The sequence below is a fragment of the Pseudoalteromonas sp. SG43-7 genome (genome assembly GCF_014164295.1).
GTDB lineage: Bacteria > Pseudomonadota > Gammaproteobacteria > Enterobacterales > Alteromonadaceae > Pseudoalteromonas > Pseudoalteromonas rhizosphaerae.
This window is the reverse complement of sequence record NZ_JACJEY010000039.1, coordinates 1-17,921: the sequence shown is the minus strand read 5'-3', so window position 1 is coordinate 17,921 and position 17,921 is coordinate 1. Positions and strand designations below refer to the sequence as shown.

At 43.4% G+C, this 17,921-nt stretch carries 16 protein-coding genes; 7 read left to right on the top strand and 9 right to left on the bottom strand.

Translation table 11 applies throughout. The features are described 5' to 3' along the window. Window positions 1-80: 80 nt before the first annotated feature. The 9 genes from H5200_RS16205 to H5200_RS16165 all read right to left on the bottom strand — a co-directional run bounded on the left by H5200_RS16205 (window position 81) and on the right by H5200_RS16165 (window position 9,705). Window positions 81-959, bottom strand: a complete 879-nt coding sequence (locus tag H5200_RS16205) for a LysR family transcriptional regulator (protein ID WP_145233266.1) — start codon at window positions 957-959, stop codon at window positions 81-83. Window positions 960-1,320: 361 nt separating this feature from the next. Further along, complete coding sequence (locus tag H5200_RS16200; RefSeq protein ID WP_145233269.1) at window positions 1,321-1,977, bottom strand: 3-oxoacid CoA-transferase subunit B; 657 nt, start codon at window positions 1,975-1,977, stop codon at window positions 1,321-1,323. A 12-nt stretch (window positions 1,978-1,989) separates the two neighbouring features. Further along, window positions 1,990-2,688, bottom strand: coding sequence for a CoA transferase subunit A (locus H5200_RS16195; protein WP_145233270.1), 699 nt, complete (start codon window positions 2,686-2,688; stop codon window positions 1,990-1,992). 54 nt (window positions 2,689-2,742) lie between these two features. Next, window positions 2,743-3,654, bottom strand: coding sequence for a hydroxymethylglutaryl-CoA lyase (locus H5200_RS16190; protein ID WP_182759305.1), 912 nt, complete (start codon window positions 3,652-3,654; stop codon window positions 2,743-2,745). After that, entirely contained in the window at window positions 3,647-5,623 is a 1,977-nt protein-coding gene (locus H5200_RS16185) for an acetyl/propionyl/methylcrotonyl-CoA carboxylase subunit alpha (protein WP_182761858.1), read from the bottom strand. Before H5200_RS16185 ends, H5200_RS16190 begins: the two co-directional genes overlap by 8 nt. A gap of 8 nt (window positions 5,624-5,631) precedes the next feature. Next, the gene (locus tag H5200_RS16180) at window positions 5,632-6,402 is read right to left on the bottom strand and encodes an enoyl-CoA hydratase/isomerase family protein (protein ID WP_145233273.1); all 771 of its coding nucleotides are present in this window, start codon (window positions 6,400-6,402) and stop codon (window positions 5,632-5,634) included. Between the two features lie 10 nt (window positions 6,403-6,412). Beyond that, window positions 6,413-8,020, bottom strand: coding sequence for a carboxyl transferase domain-containing protein (locus tag H5200_RS16175; protein WP_182761857.1), 1,608 nt, complete (start codon window positions 8,018-8,020; stop codon window positions 6,413-6,415). 11 nt (window positions 8,021-8,031) lie between these two features. Then, window positions 8,032-9,207 carry an isovaleryl-CoA dehydrogenase gene (locus tag H5200_RS16170; protein WP_182761856.1) on the bottom strand — a complete coding sequence of 392 codons (1,176 nt, stop codon included), beginning with the start codon at window positions 9,205-9,207 and terminating at the stop codon, window positions 8,032-8,034. A gap of 63 nt (window positions 9,208-9,270) precedes the next feature. Further along, window positions 9,271-9,705, bottom strand: a complete 435-nt coding sequence (locus H5200_RS16165) for a MerR family DNA-binding transcriptional regulator (RefSeq protein ID WP_145233276.1) — start codon at window positions 9,703-9,705, stop codon at window positions 9,271-9,273. A gap of 329 nt (window positions 9,706-10,034) precedes the next feature. Between H5200_RS16165 and H5200_RS16160 the strand changes: the two genes are divergently transcribed. The 7 genes from H5200_RS16160 to H5200_RS16130 all read left to right on the top strand — a co-directional run bounded on the left by H5200_RS16160 (window position 10,035) and on the right by H5200_RS16130 (window position 17,673). Next, a complete protein-coding gene (locus H5200_RS16160) occupies window positions 10,035-11,216 on the top strand; it encodes an acetyl-CoA C-acyltransferase (RefSeq protein ID WP_145233277.1) in 1,182 nt (393 codons plus the stop codon). An 89-nt stretch (window positions 11,217-11,305) separates the two neighbouring features. Continuing rightward, a complete protein-coding gene (locus H5200_RS16155; protein ID WP_145233279.1) occupies window positions 11,306-12,796 on the top strand; it encodes a CoA-acylating methylmalonate-semialdehyde dehydrogenase in 1,491 nt (496 codons plus the stop codon). Between the two features lie 124 nt (window positions 12,797-12,920). Continuing rightward, complete coding sequence (locus H5200_RS16150; protein ID WP_182718997.1) at window positions 12,921-14,078, top strand: acyl-CoA dehydrogenase family protein; 1,158 nt, start codon at window positions 12,921-12,923, stop codon at window positions 14,076-14,078. A 10-nt stretch (window positions 14,079-14,088) separates the two neighbouring features. Further along, a complete protein-coding gene (locus H5200_RS16145) occupies window positions 14,089-14,868 on the top strand; it encodes an enoyl-CoA hydratase (protein ID WP_182718996.1) in 780 nt (259 codons plus the stop codon). Continuing rightward, window positions 14,868-16,013: an enoyl-CoA hydratase/isomerase family protein gene (locus H5200_RS16140; RefSeq protein ID WP_182761855.1), complete on the top strand. Its 1,146-nt coding sequence runs from the start codon at window positions 14,868-14,870 to the stop codon at window positions 16,011-16,013. The genes H5200_RS16145 and H5200_RS16140 overlap by 1 nt, the downstream gene beginning before the upstream one ends. Before the next feature lie 4 nt (window positions 16,014-16,017). Then, window positions 16,018-16,908, top strand: a complete 891-nt coding sequence (mmsB, locus tag H5200_RS16135) for a 3-hydroxyisobutyrate dehydrogenase (RefSeq protein ID WP_145233289.1) — start codon at window positions 16,018-16,020, stop codon at window positions 16,906-16,908. 3 nt (window positions 16,909-16,911) lie between these two features. After that, on the top strand, window positions 16,912-17,673 hold the full coding sequence (locus tag H5200_RS16130) for an SDR family oxidoreductase (protein ID WP_145233291.1): 762 nt from the start codon (window positions 16,912-16,914) through the stop codon (window positions 17,671-17,673). Window positions 17,674-17,921 lie beyond the last annotated feature (248 nt).

Here is a 17,921-nt window from a genome sequence, read left to right as displayed (position 1 = left end):
AGCTGGGTTTATCGTATTTAATGAGTTGTATATCAAATTATAAGAGTACAATTAATGTCGGATCATCACTGTTATTGGCTTTATTTTAAGTGTTTAAATGTGTCTAGCAGCCATTTTATAAATAGCTCAAGCTGTGCATTTGCCTCGCCAGGGTAGTGCTGTACTAAATAGTATTTATCCTTGGTTACTAATGGTTCATCAGTAAAGTTGCACAACCAGCCTTCGTCAAACCATGTTTGACTAATAGGCAAAGGAATTAGCGCTATACCCATACCTTGTTGCGCTGCACGGGCAACACCAAACATACTATCTACTTGTATAATTTGCTTGGGTGAAAAGTCATCAAGGCCTGCATGTTCAGCCCATTGATGCCAAGCCCAAGGACGCGCTTTGTGCAAAATTAACGGCACTTGTTGTAATGCTTCAAGTGGCTTTTTGTGCCACTGTTGCCAATTTTCTTTATTACAAGCCGGTGTGTATTGTAATGAAAACAGCTCGTGGACAACGCCTTCAATTGGCTTCGAAGACGACAGCACAATAGATAAATCACTTTGTTTAGTTAACTCTTTACGCGTTTTCATGGTGTTTAGTTGTAAATTGGTTTTAGGGTGCTCAACAGTCCACTCGCTCAGTTTCGGCATTAATAACTCACTGGCAAAAAACTCTGGCAAAGTAATGCTGATGGTTATATTTTCTTGCAGCTGACTAAATTCGTTAATGGTTTTTTCGAGTGCTTTTATAAGTGGTGATACCGAGTCATAAAAGTTTTTCCCCGCAGCTGTAAGTCTGATCGAGCGTGTTTGGCGCTCAAACAACTCAATCCCTAACTGTTCTTCTAGTTGCTTTATTTGATGACTAACAGCAGATGGAGTCAAATAAAGCTGATTGGCGGCTTCTTTAAAGCTTAGCGTTCTTGCCGCAAAACAAAATGAACGCAATCCTCTGATAGGTGTTTGCATGATAATACTATTTAATTAACTCATACCGTTAGTTAAGCAATTATTAACCCAATTTGCAAAGTACGCACAAGATTTGTATGGGTTATCGTGAATTAGTGCATTTATGCTTAAAAAGCACACTTTAAAAGTTTATTTAATCTACAAAGCTGAGTTTGACAGCTAAATAGTTAGTTATTTTACTTTTTATGCATTACAGATAGCGGGTGGTTTTCACAATTATGGGGCACAAACAGTTTTTTTGCCATAACATAGTGCAACCTAGCAATAGGGTAAAAAAAATCCCTCTTGCGAGGGATTTTGGGTAACTCAGCGCCATTGGCACTGGGAATGAGGTCGGTACAGGGTGAACCTGAGCGTTAAATTAAAAAACCATCTCAGGGATTTCACCATCAACAAGTAATTTACCTGCTGTTTTACTAATAATTTCATCAACTGACACGCCCGGTGCGCGTTCTAAAAGATGAAATGCGCCGTCTTTGACTTCTAACACGGCTAAATCTGTCACTATTTTCTTTACACAGTTAACACCAGTTAAAGGTAAAGAGCAACTTTCTAGCAGTTTCGAGTCACCATGTTTACTTGCATGGGTCATAGTAACGATAATATTTTTTGCACCAGCGACAAGGTCCATCGCGCCGCCCATGCCTTTGATCAACTTTTTAGGGATCATCCACGATGCGATACTACCGTTTTGGTCAACTTCAAATGCACCTAGAACAGTTAAGTCTACATGACCTCCACGGATCATTGCAAAACTATCTGCACTATTAAATATGGCTGCGCCTTTAGCTGCTGTCACGGTTTCTTTACCCGCGTTTATCATATCTGCATCAAGCTCTGCTTTAGTAGGGTATTGCCCCATGCCTAGTAAGCCATTTTCAGACTGTAACATCACTTCAATGTTATCAGGTACGTAGTTTGCCACTAACGTAGGAATACCGATACCGAGGTTAACGTAATAACCGTCTTGTAGTTCTTGTGCAACGCGCATTGCGACTTGTTCACGTGATAATGCCATAATTATTGCTCCTTAATCGCGAGTGGTTACACGTTCAATGCGTTTTTCAAAGTTACCTTTGATCACGCGATTAACAAAAATACCAGGGGTGTGAATTTGGCTTGGTTCTAATTCACCCGGTTCAACAATTTCTTCTACTTCGGCAACGGTAATTTTACCTGCTGTTGCGGCCATTGGATTAAAGTTCATGGCAGTATGGCGAAACACTAAATTACCATAACGGTCCGCTTTCCATGCTTTTACAATGGCAAACTCACCAGTGATTGATTCTTCTAAGATATAAGGGCGTCCGTTAAATTCTTTTACATCTTTACCTTCTGCCACAGGCGTACCGTAACCTGTCGCTGTATAAAAAGCAGGAATGCCAGCACCACCGGCACGCATTTTTTCAGCCAGCGTACCTTGCGGAGTAAGCTCGACATCAATCTCGCCGCTCAACAATTGCTGTTCGAATAGGGCATTTTCACCCACGTAGGAGGCAATAATTTTTTTAATTTGCTTGTCGTGCAATAAAATACCTAAACCAAAATCATCTACACCGCAGTTATTCGATACCACAGTAAGTTCTTTGGTTTGTTTACGTTTGATTTCGCTGATCAATCCCTCAGGGATACCGCATAAACCAAAACCACCAGCGATAATGGTATCGCCATCTTTTAAGCCTTCCATTGCAGCTTCATAACTTGAAACCACTTTATCGAAACCGGCCATGGGCCCACTCCTTATTTGTAATTATATGACTACTAATTTAAGGCTAAATATAGACTATTGATCAGTAGTTTGATTTTTAAGTGCCAAGGATACCTTGCTCACAGGTTGTTTATTTAATGCCGTGCAAATTGCCCAACCAGCTTTAGCCAGTCTTTCTAAATCAATTCCATGCTCTATGCCAAGTCCTTGTAGTAAGTAAACTACATCTTCAGTGGCAACATTTCCTGACGCACCCTTTGCATAAGGGCAGCCACCAAGGCCTGCAACTGCACTGTCAACCGTTGCTATACCTCGCTTTAAGGCAGTGTAAATATTTGTGAGCGCTTGACCATAAGTGTCGTGAAAATGAACAGCTAACAATGACTTATCAATTTCAGCTAGTAGTACGTCCAACAGCTCATCGACCTTTTTTGCGGTACCTACGCCAATAGTGTCACCTAGGCTTACTTCGTAACAACCAAGGTCTAATAACTTTTGACATACTTGTAGTACGCGCTGCGGATCGATATCGCCTTCGTATGGGCAGCCAAGCACACAACTAACATAACCACGAACACGAATATTATGTGATTTAGCAAAGGCCATTACATCAGTAAAGCGGGCTATGCTTTGGTCAATTGAGCAGTTAATATTCTTCTGACAAAAGGCTTCACTGGCAGCAGTAAAAATAGCAAATTCTTTAATACCCACAGCATGGGCTGCTTCTGCACCTTTTAAGTTAGGCGTAAGTGCCGTTAAATTAGTCGTAGGTAAATCAAGCGCACTGATCACATCGCTGGAATCGGCCATTTGTGGCACCCATTTCGGTGATACAAATGCGCCTGCTTCAATGTCTTTAATACCTGCATCAGCAAGGGCGTTAATTAAGGTTACCTTATCTTGAGTAGTTACTGCACGCTCGTTTTGTAAGCCATCACGGGCACCCACTTCAACAATGCGAACATGACTTGGTAGTGTACTATTCATCTGCTGCGCTCTCATCGCTGACAATTGCTAATAGGGCACCATGACTCACCAGAGCACCTTCTGCAAAACAATAGCTTTGCAATACACCATCATGGGGGGCGGTGAGCGTATATTCCATTTTCATTGCTTCGATGATCACCACAGCATCACCTTTTGTGATGGTGCTGCCAACGTCAATAAGGTGTTTTACAACGGTACCATTAAGTGGTGCTGCAAGCGGTAGGGCATCGCTTTCGTGATCACTGATATAGTGTTTATCAAAAATATCAAAGGTAGTTTGCAATGCCTTGTACATTACTGTGATGCTATTGTCTGCAGTAACCACATGGGCGATATGTTTATTGCCATTGATAAATACACTACACAGGTTATTGTCGATACTGCCAGAGGTTGTATAGTCAACCTCATCGATGCGGACTGTGTACCCCGCTTGATGAGCTGTTGCAGTGATCGCATTATCAACGAATGGCACCTTGATTGTTGCTTCTGCATTGAGTTTAAAACCAGCTAGACTGTCCCATGCGTTCTGAGTTCCTTGACGATTAAGCCCAGTTAAATAGCTAAATGCAGCTATAATGCGGCTGCTTACAGCGTGTTGTTGATCAACTTTAAGCAACGCATCGCCTTGCTCTTCAATAAAGTGAGTATCAGGAGCGCCTTGCTTAAAGGTTGCATGGTTAGCAAGGGTGTGTAAGAAGCTCACATTACAACTAAAGCCCGCTAAATGAAATTGTTCAAGGGCTGTGCTTAATCGTGCTAAAGCTTGCTCGCGCGAGTCATCATGAACGATCAATTTAGCGATCATAGGATCGTAAAATGGACTGATCTCATCCCCTTGCATGATCCCAGTATCAATGCGTACATACTCAGATTGAACTGGTATATACAAGCCATTGATGGTACCAGAGCAAGGAATAAAGTCATTGCTTGGATCTTCGGCGTAAATACGCGCTTCAAAGCTGTGGCCCTGTAATTGGATATCACTTTGTTGCATGGGTAATGGGTTACCTGCGGCGACGTTAATTTGCCAATTAACTAAATCGACACCAGTCACCATTTCAGTAACGGGGTGCTCAACTTGCAGCCGGGTGTTCATTTCCATAAAGAAGAATTCATCGCCACACAGTAAAAACTCAACCGTGCCTGCACCTCGGTAATTGATCGCAAGTGCACAGCGTACTGCGGCTTCGCCCATTTCTTTGCGTAGTTCGTCAGATAAACCAGGCGCGGGGGCTTCTTCAATCACCTTTTGATGGCGGCGTTGTAATGAACAATCACGATCACCTAAGTACACACAGTTACCGTGATTATCAGCAAACACTTGTACTTCAACATGGCGTGGTTTATTAACATAGCGCTCAAGTAGTACTAAGTCGTTACCAAAACCGGCGATTGCCTCACGCTGTGCACCTTGTAGAGCACTGATAAAGTCTTTTGCATGTTCAACCACGCGCATGCCTTTACCACCGCCACCAAAGGCTGCTTTGATAAGCACTGGGTAACCAATTTTTTCAGCTTCAGCTTGTAAAAACGCAGGATCTTGTTTGTCACCATAATAACCAGGTACTAATGGTACATTCGCGGCTGCCATTATTTCTTTGGCGCGGGTTTTTGAGCCCATTGCTTCGATACTGCTCGCTGGTGGGCCTATAAACGCAATATTATTGGCTTCACAGGCCTTTGCAAATTCACTGTTCTCAGATAAAAAGCCGTAACCAGGGTGAATGCAATCAGCACCTGCATCCAGTGCTACTTTGATAATTTTATCAGCTACCAAATAGGAGTCTTTACTCGGCGCTGCGCCAATATGGTAGGCTTCATCGGCGAGTTTTACATGTTGTGAATTTTTATCTGCATCAGAGTAAACCGCCACAGTGGTTAAGCCCATTTGCTTTGCGGTACGCATAACCCGACAGGCAATTTCGCCGCGATTAGCAATAAGAATTTTTTGTAATGATTGTGTGCTCATGGTGATCCCTATTTTTGCCAATTTGGTGGGCGTTTTTCAAAAAAGGCAGATAACCCTTCTTGACCTTCTTCAGATACGCGAATTTTGGCGATACGCTCTGCGGTTAAATTTATGATTTGTTCATTAATATCATGGCCAGCTACATCGTTGATCAATTGTTTTGCTGCGCGAACCGCGACAGGGCCGTTGTTGATCAGTGTTTCGAGTAGTTGATCAAGCGCGCATTCAAGTTTACCGGTTACTTGGTGAATTAAGCCTAATTGCTTGGCTGTGTGGGCATCAAAAATCTCAGCGGTTAAAAAATAACGACGTGCAGCGCGCTCGCCAATGGCTCTGATCACATACGGGCTGATTACAGCTGGAATGAGGCCAAGTTTTACTTCGCTTAAACAAAACTGTGCATTGTCTTGGCATATGGCTATGTCACAACAGGCAATTAAGCCCAGTGCGCCGCCAAATGCCGCGCCTTGCACAGCACATACCGTTGGCAGTGGGCTGCTGGCTAATACATGCATTAATTTGGCAAGTTGTTTTGAATCCGCAAGATTCTCACTGAAGTCATTGTTTGCCATGGACTTCATCCAATTAAGATCAGCCCCTGCAGAGAAATGCTCTCCCTCAGTTTTTAAAACAAGGGCGCGTACATTTAAGCTATTAGCATGCTCTATACATTGAATAAGTTCTTGGATCACTTGCTCGTTAAAGGCATTGCGCTTTTCAGGGCGACTTAAAACGAGTACAGCCACATTTGATTTAGTTATTTGTAGTGTTACTGACATACTCACGTCCTTACATTCTAAATACGCCGAATTGCGAATCACGTTTTGGTGCATTGGCTGCAGCACTGAGAGCTAAACCTAGCACACTTCGGGTATCTGCTGGATCGATGATACCGTCATCCCACAAACGGGCGCTGGCATAGTATGGATGACCTTGTTGCTCGTATTGGTCGATAATCGGCTGTTTAAACTCGCTGATTTGCTCATCAGTCATGCTTTGGCCTTTACGGGCTAAACCATCTTGTTTAACTTGCGCCATAACGCCTGCTGCTTGTTCGCCGCCCATCACAGAAATACGCGCATTAGGCCACATCCACATCATAGTCGGTTCAAACGCACGACCACACATGCCATAGTTACCTGCGCCATAAGAGCCGCCAATTAATACGGTAAATTTTGGAACATCAGCACACGAAACAGCCATCACCATTTTAGCACCGTGTTTAGCAATGCCTTCGGCTTCGTATTTTTTACCTACCATAAAGCCGGTAATATTTTGTAAAAACACCAGTGGAATATTTCGTTGTGCGCACAGCTGAATAAAGTGCGCGCCTTTTTGAGCTGACTCACTAAACAAAATGCCATTGTTAGCAACAATCCCAACCGGATGACCATAGATTTTCGCAAACCCAGTCACTAAGGTATCGCCAAAGTAACGTTTAAACTCATCAAATGAAGAATCATCCACGGTACGCGCAATCACTTCGCGAACATCAAATGGCTTTTTAAGATCGGTGCCAACAATGCCGTATAATTCGTTAATATCATAACGCGGTGCTTTTACTTGCTCTAATATTGGCGAAGTAGGGCGTTGATAATTAATTCGTTCAATACATTGGCGAGCAATTGATAACGCATGAGCGTCATTTTCAGCGTAATGATCGGCAACCCCTGATGTTTTACAGTGGACATCAGCGCCGCCAAGTTCTTCTGCGGTTACCTCTTCACCTGTAGCCGCTTTTACCAGCGGTGGGCCGGCTAAAAATATTGTGCCTTGCTCTTTTACAATGATGCTTTCGTCGGCCATTGCAGGCACGTACGCGCCACCTGCGGTACATAAACCCATAACGACTGCAATTTGTGGAATGCCTTTGCCCGACATACGCGCTTGATTATAAAAAATACGACCAAAGTGCAGTTTGTCAGGAAACACATCATCTTGCTCAGGTAGGTTGGCACCACCTGAATCAACCAAATATATACACGGTAGGTGACACCGCTCGGCAATATCTTGTGCGCGTAAATGTTTTTTAACGGTTAGCGGAAAATAGGTGCCGCCCTTAACTGTCGCATCATTGGCGATGATCATACATTCAACGCCTTTAACACGGCCAATACCAGCAACTACACCGGCACAAGGAATCGCTTGCTCATAAACACCAAAGGCTGCAAATTGTGAAATCTCTAAAAATGGTGAACCTTCGTCAAGTAAGGTACTAATGCGTTCACGCACGAACATTTTACCACGGCTTTCATGGCGTTCTATTAACGCTACGCCACCACCTTGGCTGATCTCGCTTACTTTATCGCGTAAATCATCAACCAGTGCCGCCATATTTTTATGATTTTGCAAAAACTGCGGGTCGTGAGGGTTGATGCTTGATTTTAAAATAGTCATAGCGCTTATCCTTAACGGCTTTCAGTAAATAATTCGCGACCAATTAGCATGCGACGAATTTCCGAGGTACCGGCACCAATTTCATAAAGCTTAGCGTCACGCAATAGGCGGCCAGTGGCGTATTCGTTGATATAACCGTTACCACCGAGAATTTGAATAGCATCAAGTGCCATTTTAGTTGCCAGCTCTGCCGCATATAAAATTGCGCCTGCGGCATCTTTACGGGTCGTTTCACCGCGATCACATGAACGCGCAACAGTGTATACATAAGAGCGAGCTGCATTCATTTGTGTATACATGTCGGCTACTTTGCCTTGTATCAGCTGAAATTGACCAATCGGTGTATCAAACTGCTTACGTTCATGAATATAAGGTACAACAATATCCATACAGGCTTGCATGATACCCAGCGGGCCTGCCGCTAGCACAACACGTTCATAATCAAGGCCACTCATTAGTACCTTAACGCCTTCGTTTAAATTGCCAAGGATGTTCTCTTCTGGTACTTCACAGTTTTCGAACACTAATTCACAGGTATTTGAGCCGCGCATCCCGAGTTTGTCGAGTTTTTGGGCGGTAGAAAAACCAGGGAAATTACTCTCAACAATAAATGCGGTGATGCCTTTAGCGCCAGCGGTTAAATCAGTTTTAGCATAGATCACTAAAGTATGCGCATCTGGACCATTGGTGATCCACATTTTATTACCGTTTAAAATGTACTTATCGCCTTTTTTCTCGGCTTTAAGTTTCATTGATACTACGTCAGAGCCTGCGTTAGGCTCACTCATGGCAAGGGCACCAATGTGCTCACCACTAATTAATTTAGGTAAGTATTTTTCTTTTTGTGCTTGCGTGCCATTGCGATTAATTTGATTAACACACAGGTTAGAATGAGCACCGTAACTTAGGCCTATAGAGGCACTCGCTCGGCTAATTTCTTCCATTGCGATTACGTGTTCAAGGTAACCAAGACCGGCACCACCGAGCTCTTCGGATACGGTCATACCTAGTAAGCCCATTTCGCCAAGTTGTGGCCAAAGCTGATTAGGAAACGCATTATCAAGATCGGTTTTTTCAGCTAAAGGGGCAATTTCTTGGCTAGCAAAACTGTTTACATGATCGCGGATCATATCTGCGGTTTCGCCAAGGCCAAAGTTCATTTCTTTATATAGTGAAATAGTGCTCATGATTCATTCCTGTGTGAGAGACTGTTAATGAATAGTCATTTAATCGTTATTGTTTAAAACTAGTTATTCATCTAATTGATTTAAGGTGTCGCGACAACGACGCTCTGCGGTTACTAATTCCATCAAGACAACTTTAATGTCATCCATTTGTTGGCTTAGATCAGCTTTTTTATCTGAAATTAAGTCAAGCATAGTCACTAACTGTTTAGCGCTGGATTTATCGGCATCATAAAGTTCAAACAAACGGCCTGTTTCAGCTAAGGTAAAACCTAACCGCTTGCCACGTAAAATAAGTTTTAAACGCACTTTATCGCGTTTTGAATAAATACGGGTTTGGCCATTACGCTCAGGTGAAATTAAGCCCTGATCTTCGTAAAAGCGAATTGAGCGGGTGGTTATATCAAACTCTTTAGCCAGTTCACTGATACTAAAGGTTTGTTCATTGCTTGCCGGTTCGGCGGCTGAACTTGCAAAGTTTGTTTGATTATCTTGATTCATAGTGTTTTTACCTCATTCGAATAACTCCAATATAAGTGAAGTTTACGTAAAGGTAAAGTGGATTGTAGAACTTATACTTTAGACTAATAACCTAAAGCCATAAATAGCAGGTGTAACCTGTATTAATGCAGCTTGCAGGGGCGCTGTTTGTATTAGGCTACAGCAAAATAAAGATATGTTTACACTTTCGTTGGGCGCAAAAATCTTGATTTTAGATTTACGTTGGCGTAAACGTAAATATTATGTATGCTCATAAGCAGATTATAAATTACAGTGTTTGGCTAATCTCTGCATATGAATATAGCCAATTATAAAATGGAGCCTTTTTTATGACTACCGAAGCCGTTGTTATTGTAGCAGCAAAACGCACCCCAATGGGTGGTTTTATGGGAGCCCTTAGTGATGCAGCCGCCACTGAGTTAGGTGCAACAGCCATTGCCAGTGCGCTTGCTGACACCGGATTAAGCGATACAGCTATTGATGAAGTGATCATGGGCTGTGTATTACCGGCAGGTTTAGGTCAAGCGCCAGCACGTCAAGCAATGTTAAAAGCAGGTCTTGCGCGCAGTACTGGCGCTACGACCATCAACAAAGTATGTGGTTCAGGTTTAAAGGCCGCCATGCTTGCACATGATTTAATTAAAGCCGGTTCAATTAACAGCGCGGTTGCAGGTGGCATGGAAAGCATGACCAACTCGCCATATTTTATTCCTAAAGCGCGTGGCGGTATGCGGATGGGCCATGGCGAAATTAAAGATCACATGATGAGTGATGGCCTAGAAGACGCATACGATAATAAAGCGATGGGCTGTTTTGCTCAAGATACGGCTGATGAATACGGTATTGGCCGCGAGCAAATGGATGAATTTGCACTTAATTCACTGACCAAAGCAAATGCTGCGATTGCAAATGGCGATTTTGTAAATGAAATTGCGCCGCACACTATTAGCTCTCGTAAGGGCGATGTAACCATCAGCATTGACGAGCAACCAGGTAATGCACGCCCAGAAAAAATTCCCGGTTTGCGTGCTGCGTTTAAAAAAGACGGCACCATCACTGCGGCTAATTCATCGTCAATTTCAGACGGTGGCGCAGCCCTTATTTTAATGAGTGAATCGCACGCCAAAGCACAAGGGCTTACGCCACTGTGTCGTATTGTTGCGCACAGTACCCATTCTCAAAAACCAAGTGAGTTTACTCTTGCTCCTGTTGGCGCAATGAATAGTTTGCTTGCAAAAGCAGGCTGGACAACTGACGACGTTGACTTATGGGAAATTAACGAAGCATTCGCCATGGTAACAATGTTGGCGATTAATGAATTAAAACTTGATGCCAGCAAAGTGAATGTTAATGGTGGTGCTTGTGCACTTGGCCACCCAATTGGTGCTAGCGGCGCACGTATTTTAGTGACACTTATCCATGCTCTTAAAAATCGTGGCCTGAAAAAAGGCGTAGCGTCTTTATGTATTGGCGGTGGCGAGGCGGTCGCACTGGCGGTTGAAGCACTATAAATTAGTTAAATTTAAACTCTTACAGCCGTAGGCTCTTTTAACAATAACTACTGCGGCTTAATTTATTACCCTCTGGGGAGGAGTGCGTTATGCACCAAGTACCATTACTGATCAACGGCGAATTTGTTCAATCAACATCAGATCAACTGATTGACGTTATTAATCCAGCAAACCAAGAAGTGTTAGCACAAGTACCGTGTGCTACCGACGCTGAAATGGATGCGGCTATCGCATCAGCCAAAGACACCTTTAAAAGCTGGAAAGATGTGCCAATTACTGAACGTGCGCGCATTATGATGAAGTATGCAGCACTTTTAAAAGAGCACCACGATGAACTAGCCACCATTATTTGCCATGAATTAGGCAAAACCTTTGAAGATGCCAAAGGCGATGTTTGGCGTGGTATTGAAGTGGTTGAGCAAGCAGCTAATGCGCCATCTTTAATGATGGGCGAAACCATGGAAAACGTGGCCCGTAAAATCGATACTTACTCATACATGCAACCACTGGGTGTGTGCGCGGGTATTACGCCGTTTAACTTTCCAGCGATGATCCCACTATGGATGTTCCCACTGGCGATTGTCTGTGGTAACACCTTTATTTTAAAACCCTCTGAGCAAGATCCGCTGACGCCAATGCGACTCGCTGAACTGTTCATTGAAGCCGGCGCACCTGCAGGTGTACTACAAGTTGTTCATGGCACTAAAGTACAAGTTGACCGCTTATTAGAAGATCCCGCAGTACGCGCAATTTCGTTTGTTGGCTCGTGTGGCGTAGGTGAATACATTTACTCTAAAGGCACGGCTAATTTAAAACGTGTACAAGCCTGTGTCGGTGCTAAAAACCACATGGTGATCATGCCTGATGCAAGTCGCTCACATGTAGTTAATAACCTTGTTGGTGCCTCTGTTGGTGCTGCGGGTCAGCGTTGTATGGGTATTTCAGTGGCGGTGTTTGTTGGCCAAGCGAAAGACTGGGTTGAAGACATCAAAGCCGGTTTTGCCAATGTGCGCCCGGGTGTGTGGGATGACAAAGATGCAGCCTATGGTCCGCAAACATCGACCGCAGCCAAAGCGCGTATTTTGTCACTGATTGCACAAGGTAAAGAGCAAGGTGCAACGTGTTTAATTGATGGCTCTGATTTTACTGTTGCAGGCTATGAAAAAGGTAACTGGGTAGGACCTACCTTATTTACTGACGTCACCACTGAGATGGATTTATACAAAGAAGAAATTTTTGGCCCAGTACTGGCGTGTATGTTTGTTGATTCGCTTGATGAAGCAATCGCGCTTATAAATGATTCTCCATTTGGTAATGGCACGTCGTTATTCACTTCAAGTGGTGCGGTTGCGCGTAAGTTCCAACATGAGATTGAAGTTGGTCAAGTGGGTATTAACGTACCAATTCCTGTGCCACTGCCATTCTTTTCGTTCACCGGTTGGAAAGGTTCATTCTATGGCGATACGCATACGTACGGTAAGCAAGGTATTCGTTTTTATACTGAGACCAAAACAATTACTTCACGTTGGTTTGAAGACGAGATTGCCTCTGGTCCAAACATGAGCATTAATCTTAAATAACTAATTTAACTTACTCCACATAATAAAAAAGAGGGGCACGAAGGCGATTTCACACACAATATTGCCTTCGTTGCTCTTCACGAATATCTAATTTGACAACGCAATTATAAACAAGAGGTCTCCAATGGACTTTAATTTAACTGAAGATCAGCAAGCATTTGCTCAAACAGCTCGTCAATTCGCAGAATCAGCACTGGCTCCTTATGCAGCAAAATGGGACCGCGAACATATTTTTCCAAAAGATACCATTAAAGCTGCAGGTGAACTGGGTTTCTGTGGTTTGTATACGCCAGAGGAAGCAGGCGGTTTAGGCCTGTCGCGCTTAGATTCAAGTATTATTTTTGAACAGTTGGCGATGGGTTGTACAGCTACAACCGCAATGTTGACCATTCACAATATGGCGACCTGGATGATTGCAAGTTTTGGTACTGAGCAAACAAAAGCTAAATATTGTGACCAACTTGTTATGGGTGAACTACTAGCTTCTTATTGTTTAACAGAGCCTGGTTCAGGCTCCGATGCAGCCTCATTGAAAACAAAAGCGGTTCGTGATGGCGATGATTACGTGATCAATGGCTCAAAAATGTTTATCTCAGGCGCAGGCGAGACCGAAGTGTTAGTAGTTATGGCGCGTACTGGCGGTGAAGGTGCGGCGGGTATTTCTGCGTTTGTAGTACCGGCTGATGCCAAAGGCGTTGAATACGGTAAAGCAGAAGAAAAAATGGGCTGGAATGCGCAGCCAACACGACTAATTAGTTTTGAAGATGTACGCATACCTGCTCATAATTTATTAGGTCAAGAAGGTGAAGGCTTTAAGTTTGCAATGCAAGGCCTTGATGGCGGGCGTATTAATATTGCAACTTGTTCAATTGGCACTGCCCAAGCGGCACTTGAAACAGCCCGTGAATACTTAAAAGAACGCACACAATTTGGTAAACCGTTGGCTGCTTTTCAAGCGCTGCAATTTAAAATTGCCGATATGAATACCGAGCTTGTTGCGGCGCGTCAAATGGTGCGTTTAGCGGCTTTTAAACTTGATAATAATGACAGCGAAAAAACCACTTATTGCGCCATGGCAAAGCGTTTTGCCACTGATGTAGGTTTTACTGTGTGTAATGACGCACTACAAATTCATGGTGGTTATGGTTATATCAAAGAATACCCACTGGAGCGCCACGTTCGTGATGTGCGCGTTCATCAAATTCTTGAAGGTACTAACGAGATCATGCGGGTGATTATTGCACGCCGTATTTTAGCTGAATCAGCAGCCGATATTTTATAAGGAGCGCGAAATGTCAAACCCAAGTATTGAATTAACCATTGAAGGTCACGTAGCGATTTTAACCATGTCTAATCCGCCAGCGAATACCTGGACTAAAGACACGTTAATTGCCTTAAAAAATATGGTAAATGAGCTCAATGACAATAAAAATGTTTACTCCTTAGTGATCACCGGTGAAGGTGAAAAATTCTTCAGTGCTGGTGCTGATTTAAATGTATTTGCTGGTGGCGATAAAGGCGTAGCAGCGACTATGTCGCAAGTATTTGGTGACGCATTTGAAGCATTAACTGCATTTAGAGGTGTATCCATTGCCGCGATCAATGGCTATGCCATGGGTGGTGGTCTAGAAGTGGCGTTAGCATGTGACATTCGCATTGCAGAAGAGCAAGCACAAATGGCACTACCAGAAGCCAAAGTAGGTTTACTACCGTGTGCGGGTGGCACGCAAAACCTAGCATGGTTAGTTGGTGAAGGCTGGGCTAAACGTATGATTTTATGTGGTGAGCGCCTAAAAGCAGATAAAGCCCTACAAATCGGCTTAGTTGAAGAAGTGGTACCACAAGGCGAAAGTCTTGCGGTGGCACTTAAATTAGCTAATCAAGTGGCAGATCAAAGTCCTGTTGCTGTTAGTGCTTGTAAAACCCTGATCCAAAAGGGCCGCACTCAGCCAATGGCGCATATATTACCCCTTGAACGTGAGTTATTTGTTGGTTTGTTTGATACACAAGATCAACAAGAAGGGGTGAATGCCTTCCTAGAAAAACGCAAAGCAAATTGGGTGAATGGCTAATGACTGAGTTAACGCAATTAAATTCACCAGATGCGCCCGTGGTGTTTGAAACTGCGAGCGCTGCAAACGGCTCACTCATTGGTTTTGCCACGCTCAACTCCCCTAAATCGTTAAATGCACTTAATTTTGAGATGATCAAATTATTAGCGCCACAACTTAACGCATGGGCGGCTGACAGTAATGTTGCGATGGTGATACTTAAAGGGGCAGGGGATAAAGCATTTTGTGCCGGTGGTGATGTAGTCAGCCTGCATAATGCTATGAACAGTGGTGAACCGGCAAATCTAATAGAAGATTACTTTGCTCACGAATATCGCCTTGACCACCTCATTCATTGTTATGATAAACCGATCCTTGTTTGGGGTAATGGTATTGTGATGGGCGGCGGTTTAGGCTTAATGGCCGGAGCAAGTCATCGTGTGGTAACTGAGAACTCACGTATTGCTATGCCTGAGCTAACAATTGGTTTATACCCAGATGTAGGCGGCAGTTATTTTCTACATAAAATGCCTGAACATGTCGGCTTATTTTTGGGGTTAACTGCAGCGTCTATTAATTGTGACGATGCAATGTATGTGGCATTGGCTGATCACTACCTCAAGGCGGATAAATACGACACTCTGATTGAGCAATTGTGCAGTATTAAGTGGGGTAAAACGGCTTCATTGAATCACGAGAAGCTGACCAGTTTACTTACCGAACTTGATAATGTTTCTGGGCGAATGCCAAAAGGCAATGTAAAGGCGCATTTAGCCACCATTCAAAAATTGAGTGAATTTACTGATCTACGCGATAAAGTAAATTATATCTTAAATCTAGAAACTGACGATACGTGGCTTACCCGAGCACAAAAAGCATTAAAGCATGGTTGCCCGCTCAGTTGCGCCTTAGTTGAGCGTCAACTTGCCAGTTCAAAAGGTAAAAGTTTAGGCGAATGTTTTCAAATGGAACTGGGTATGTCGGTTCGCTGTGGTGAAGTCGGTGAGTTTCAAGAAGGTATTCGTGCGTTACTGATTGATAAAGACGGCGCGCCTAATTGGCAGTTTAAAACGCTTGAACAGATCCCTGATGAATTAGTCGAGAGTTTTTTTGTTCAACGTTGGGATCACGACTCACATCCACTAAAACAACTTACACAAGGATAATGTTATGTCACTTTCTATTGGTTTTATTGGTTTAGGTAACATGGGTGGCCCAATGGCTGCCAACTTAGTTAAAGCGGGTCATCAGGTTAAGGTGTTTGATTTAAACCGATCGGTCGTAAATCTACTTGCTGAAAATGGCGCGATCGCCGCGGATGATGCTAAACATTGTGCAACGGATGTTGATGTATTGATCAGCATGCTACCGGCCAGTAAGCACGTTAAGTCACTTTATTTAGGTGATACCGGACTTGTACATATTTTAGCAAAGTCAACGTTAGTAATTGATTGTTCAACGATTGATGCAGCATCAGCACGCGACGTAGGCGCTGAGCTTAGTGAGCATGGTATCGACTTTGTTGACGCGCCGGTATCCGGTGGTGTTGCCGGTGCAACGGCAGGTACACTGACCTTTATCGTCGGTGGTGGCGATGAGCAATTTGCTAAGGCCCAACCGGTGCTTGCTGATATGGGTAAAAATATCTTTCATGCAGGTGATATTGGCGCAGGACAAGTCGCAAAAATTTGTAATAACATGCTATTGAGTATTTTAATGGCGGGAACCAGTGAAGCAATTCAAATGGGTATAAATAATGGCCTTGACGCAAAAGTGCTCAGTGACATTATGACCGCCAGCTCTGGTCGTAACTGGACTCTTGAGCTTTACAATCCTTGCCCAGGTGTGATGGCCACAGCCCCTGCTAGTAATGATTATAAACCAGGCTTTATGGTTGATTTAATGGCTAAAGACCTAGGTCTTGCGATGGAAGCCGCGCAGCAAAGTAATTCAGTAACCCCGATGGGGTCAATGGCTAAAAACCTTTATACCATGTTGCAACACCAAGGTGCGGGCAGCGAAGACTTTAGCGCCATATTTAAATTATTCTCGAAGGAGTAACAGGTGGAAATTAAAAATAATACCGTGGTGATCACCGGTGGCGCGCAAGGCTTAGGCTTTGCAATGGCGCATAAACTTGCGTCGCTTGGTGCTAATATTGCGTTAATTGATATGCAACAAGCGCTGTTAGATGATGCAGTTGCTGAGCTTAGCCAACATGGTGTAACTGTAAAAGCCTATGTTGCCAATGTGACTGATGAAGATGCGGTGGTAAATACATTTAATACCATCAATACAGATTTTGGTCATATTGGTGTATTGATAAATAATGCCGGTATTTTACGCGATGGTATGTTTATCAAAGCCAAAGAAGGCAAAGTGGTTGCTAAAATGGCCCTTGATCAATTTAAGTCAGTGATTGATGTAAACTTAACCGGCGTGTTTTTAGCGGGGCGTGAAGCTGCGTGCCATATGATTGAATCGGGTAAAGGTGGCGTGATAGTTAATATGTCGAGTGTTGCTCGTGCAGGTAACATTGGTCAAACTAACTACGCTGCGTCGAAAGCGGGTGTGGTAGCGATGACCACTGGTTGGGCAAAAGAACTTGGCCGTTTTGGTATTCGTGTAGGTGCCATTGCACCGGGCGTTATTCGTACCAATATGACCGACGCTATGAAACCAGAAGCCAAGCAGCGCATGCTAGCAGTAACACCCGTAGGGCGCTTTGGTGAAGCGGATGAAATTGCACATACAGCACAGTATATTATCGAAAACGACTTCTTCACCGGTCGCGTGGTTGAGATTGACGGCGGTATTCGTTTGTAAGTAAACCTTTTTTAAGTGTAATAAAACGGCAAGCCTCGGCTTGCTGTTTTTGTTTATAACTTAATTGGTTAATAAAGTAGCATCTTAAGTGACGCTGTGTGTATATACAGTTTTTTATTTGTCATACCAATCTGCCAAATTATGTGATCTAATTAGCACTCTGATACTTATCTACTTTTACTAAATTGAACTTAGAAAAATCCAAGCAACTTTTAGCTTTATCACGTAAAGAGCCTAATGCGAGAAAG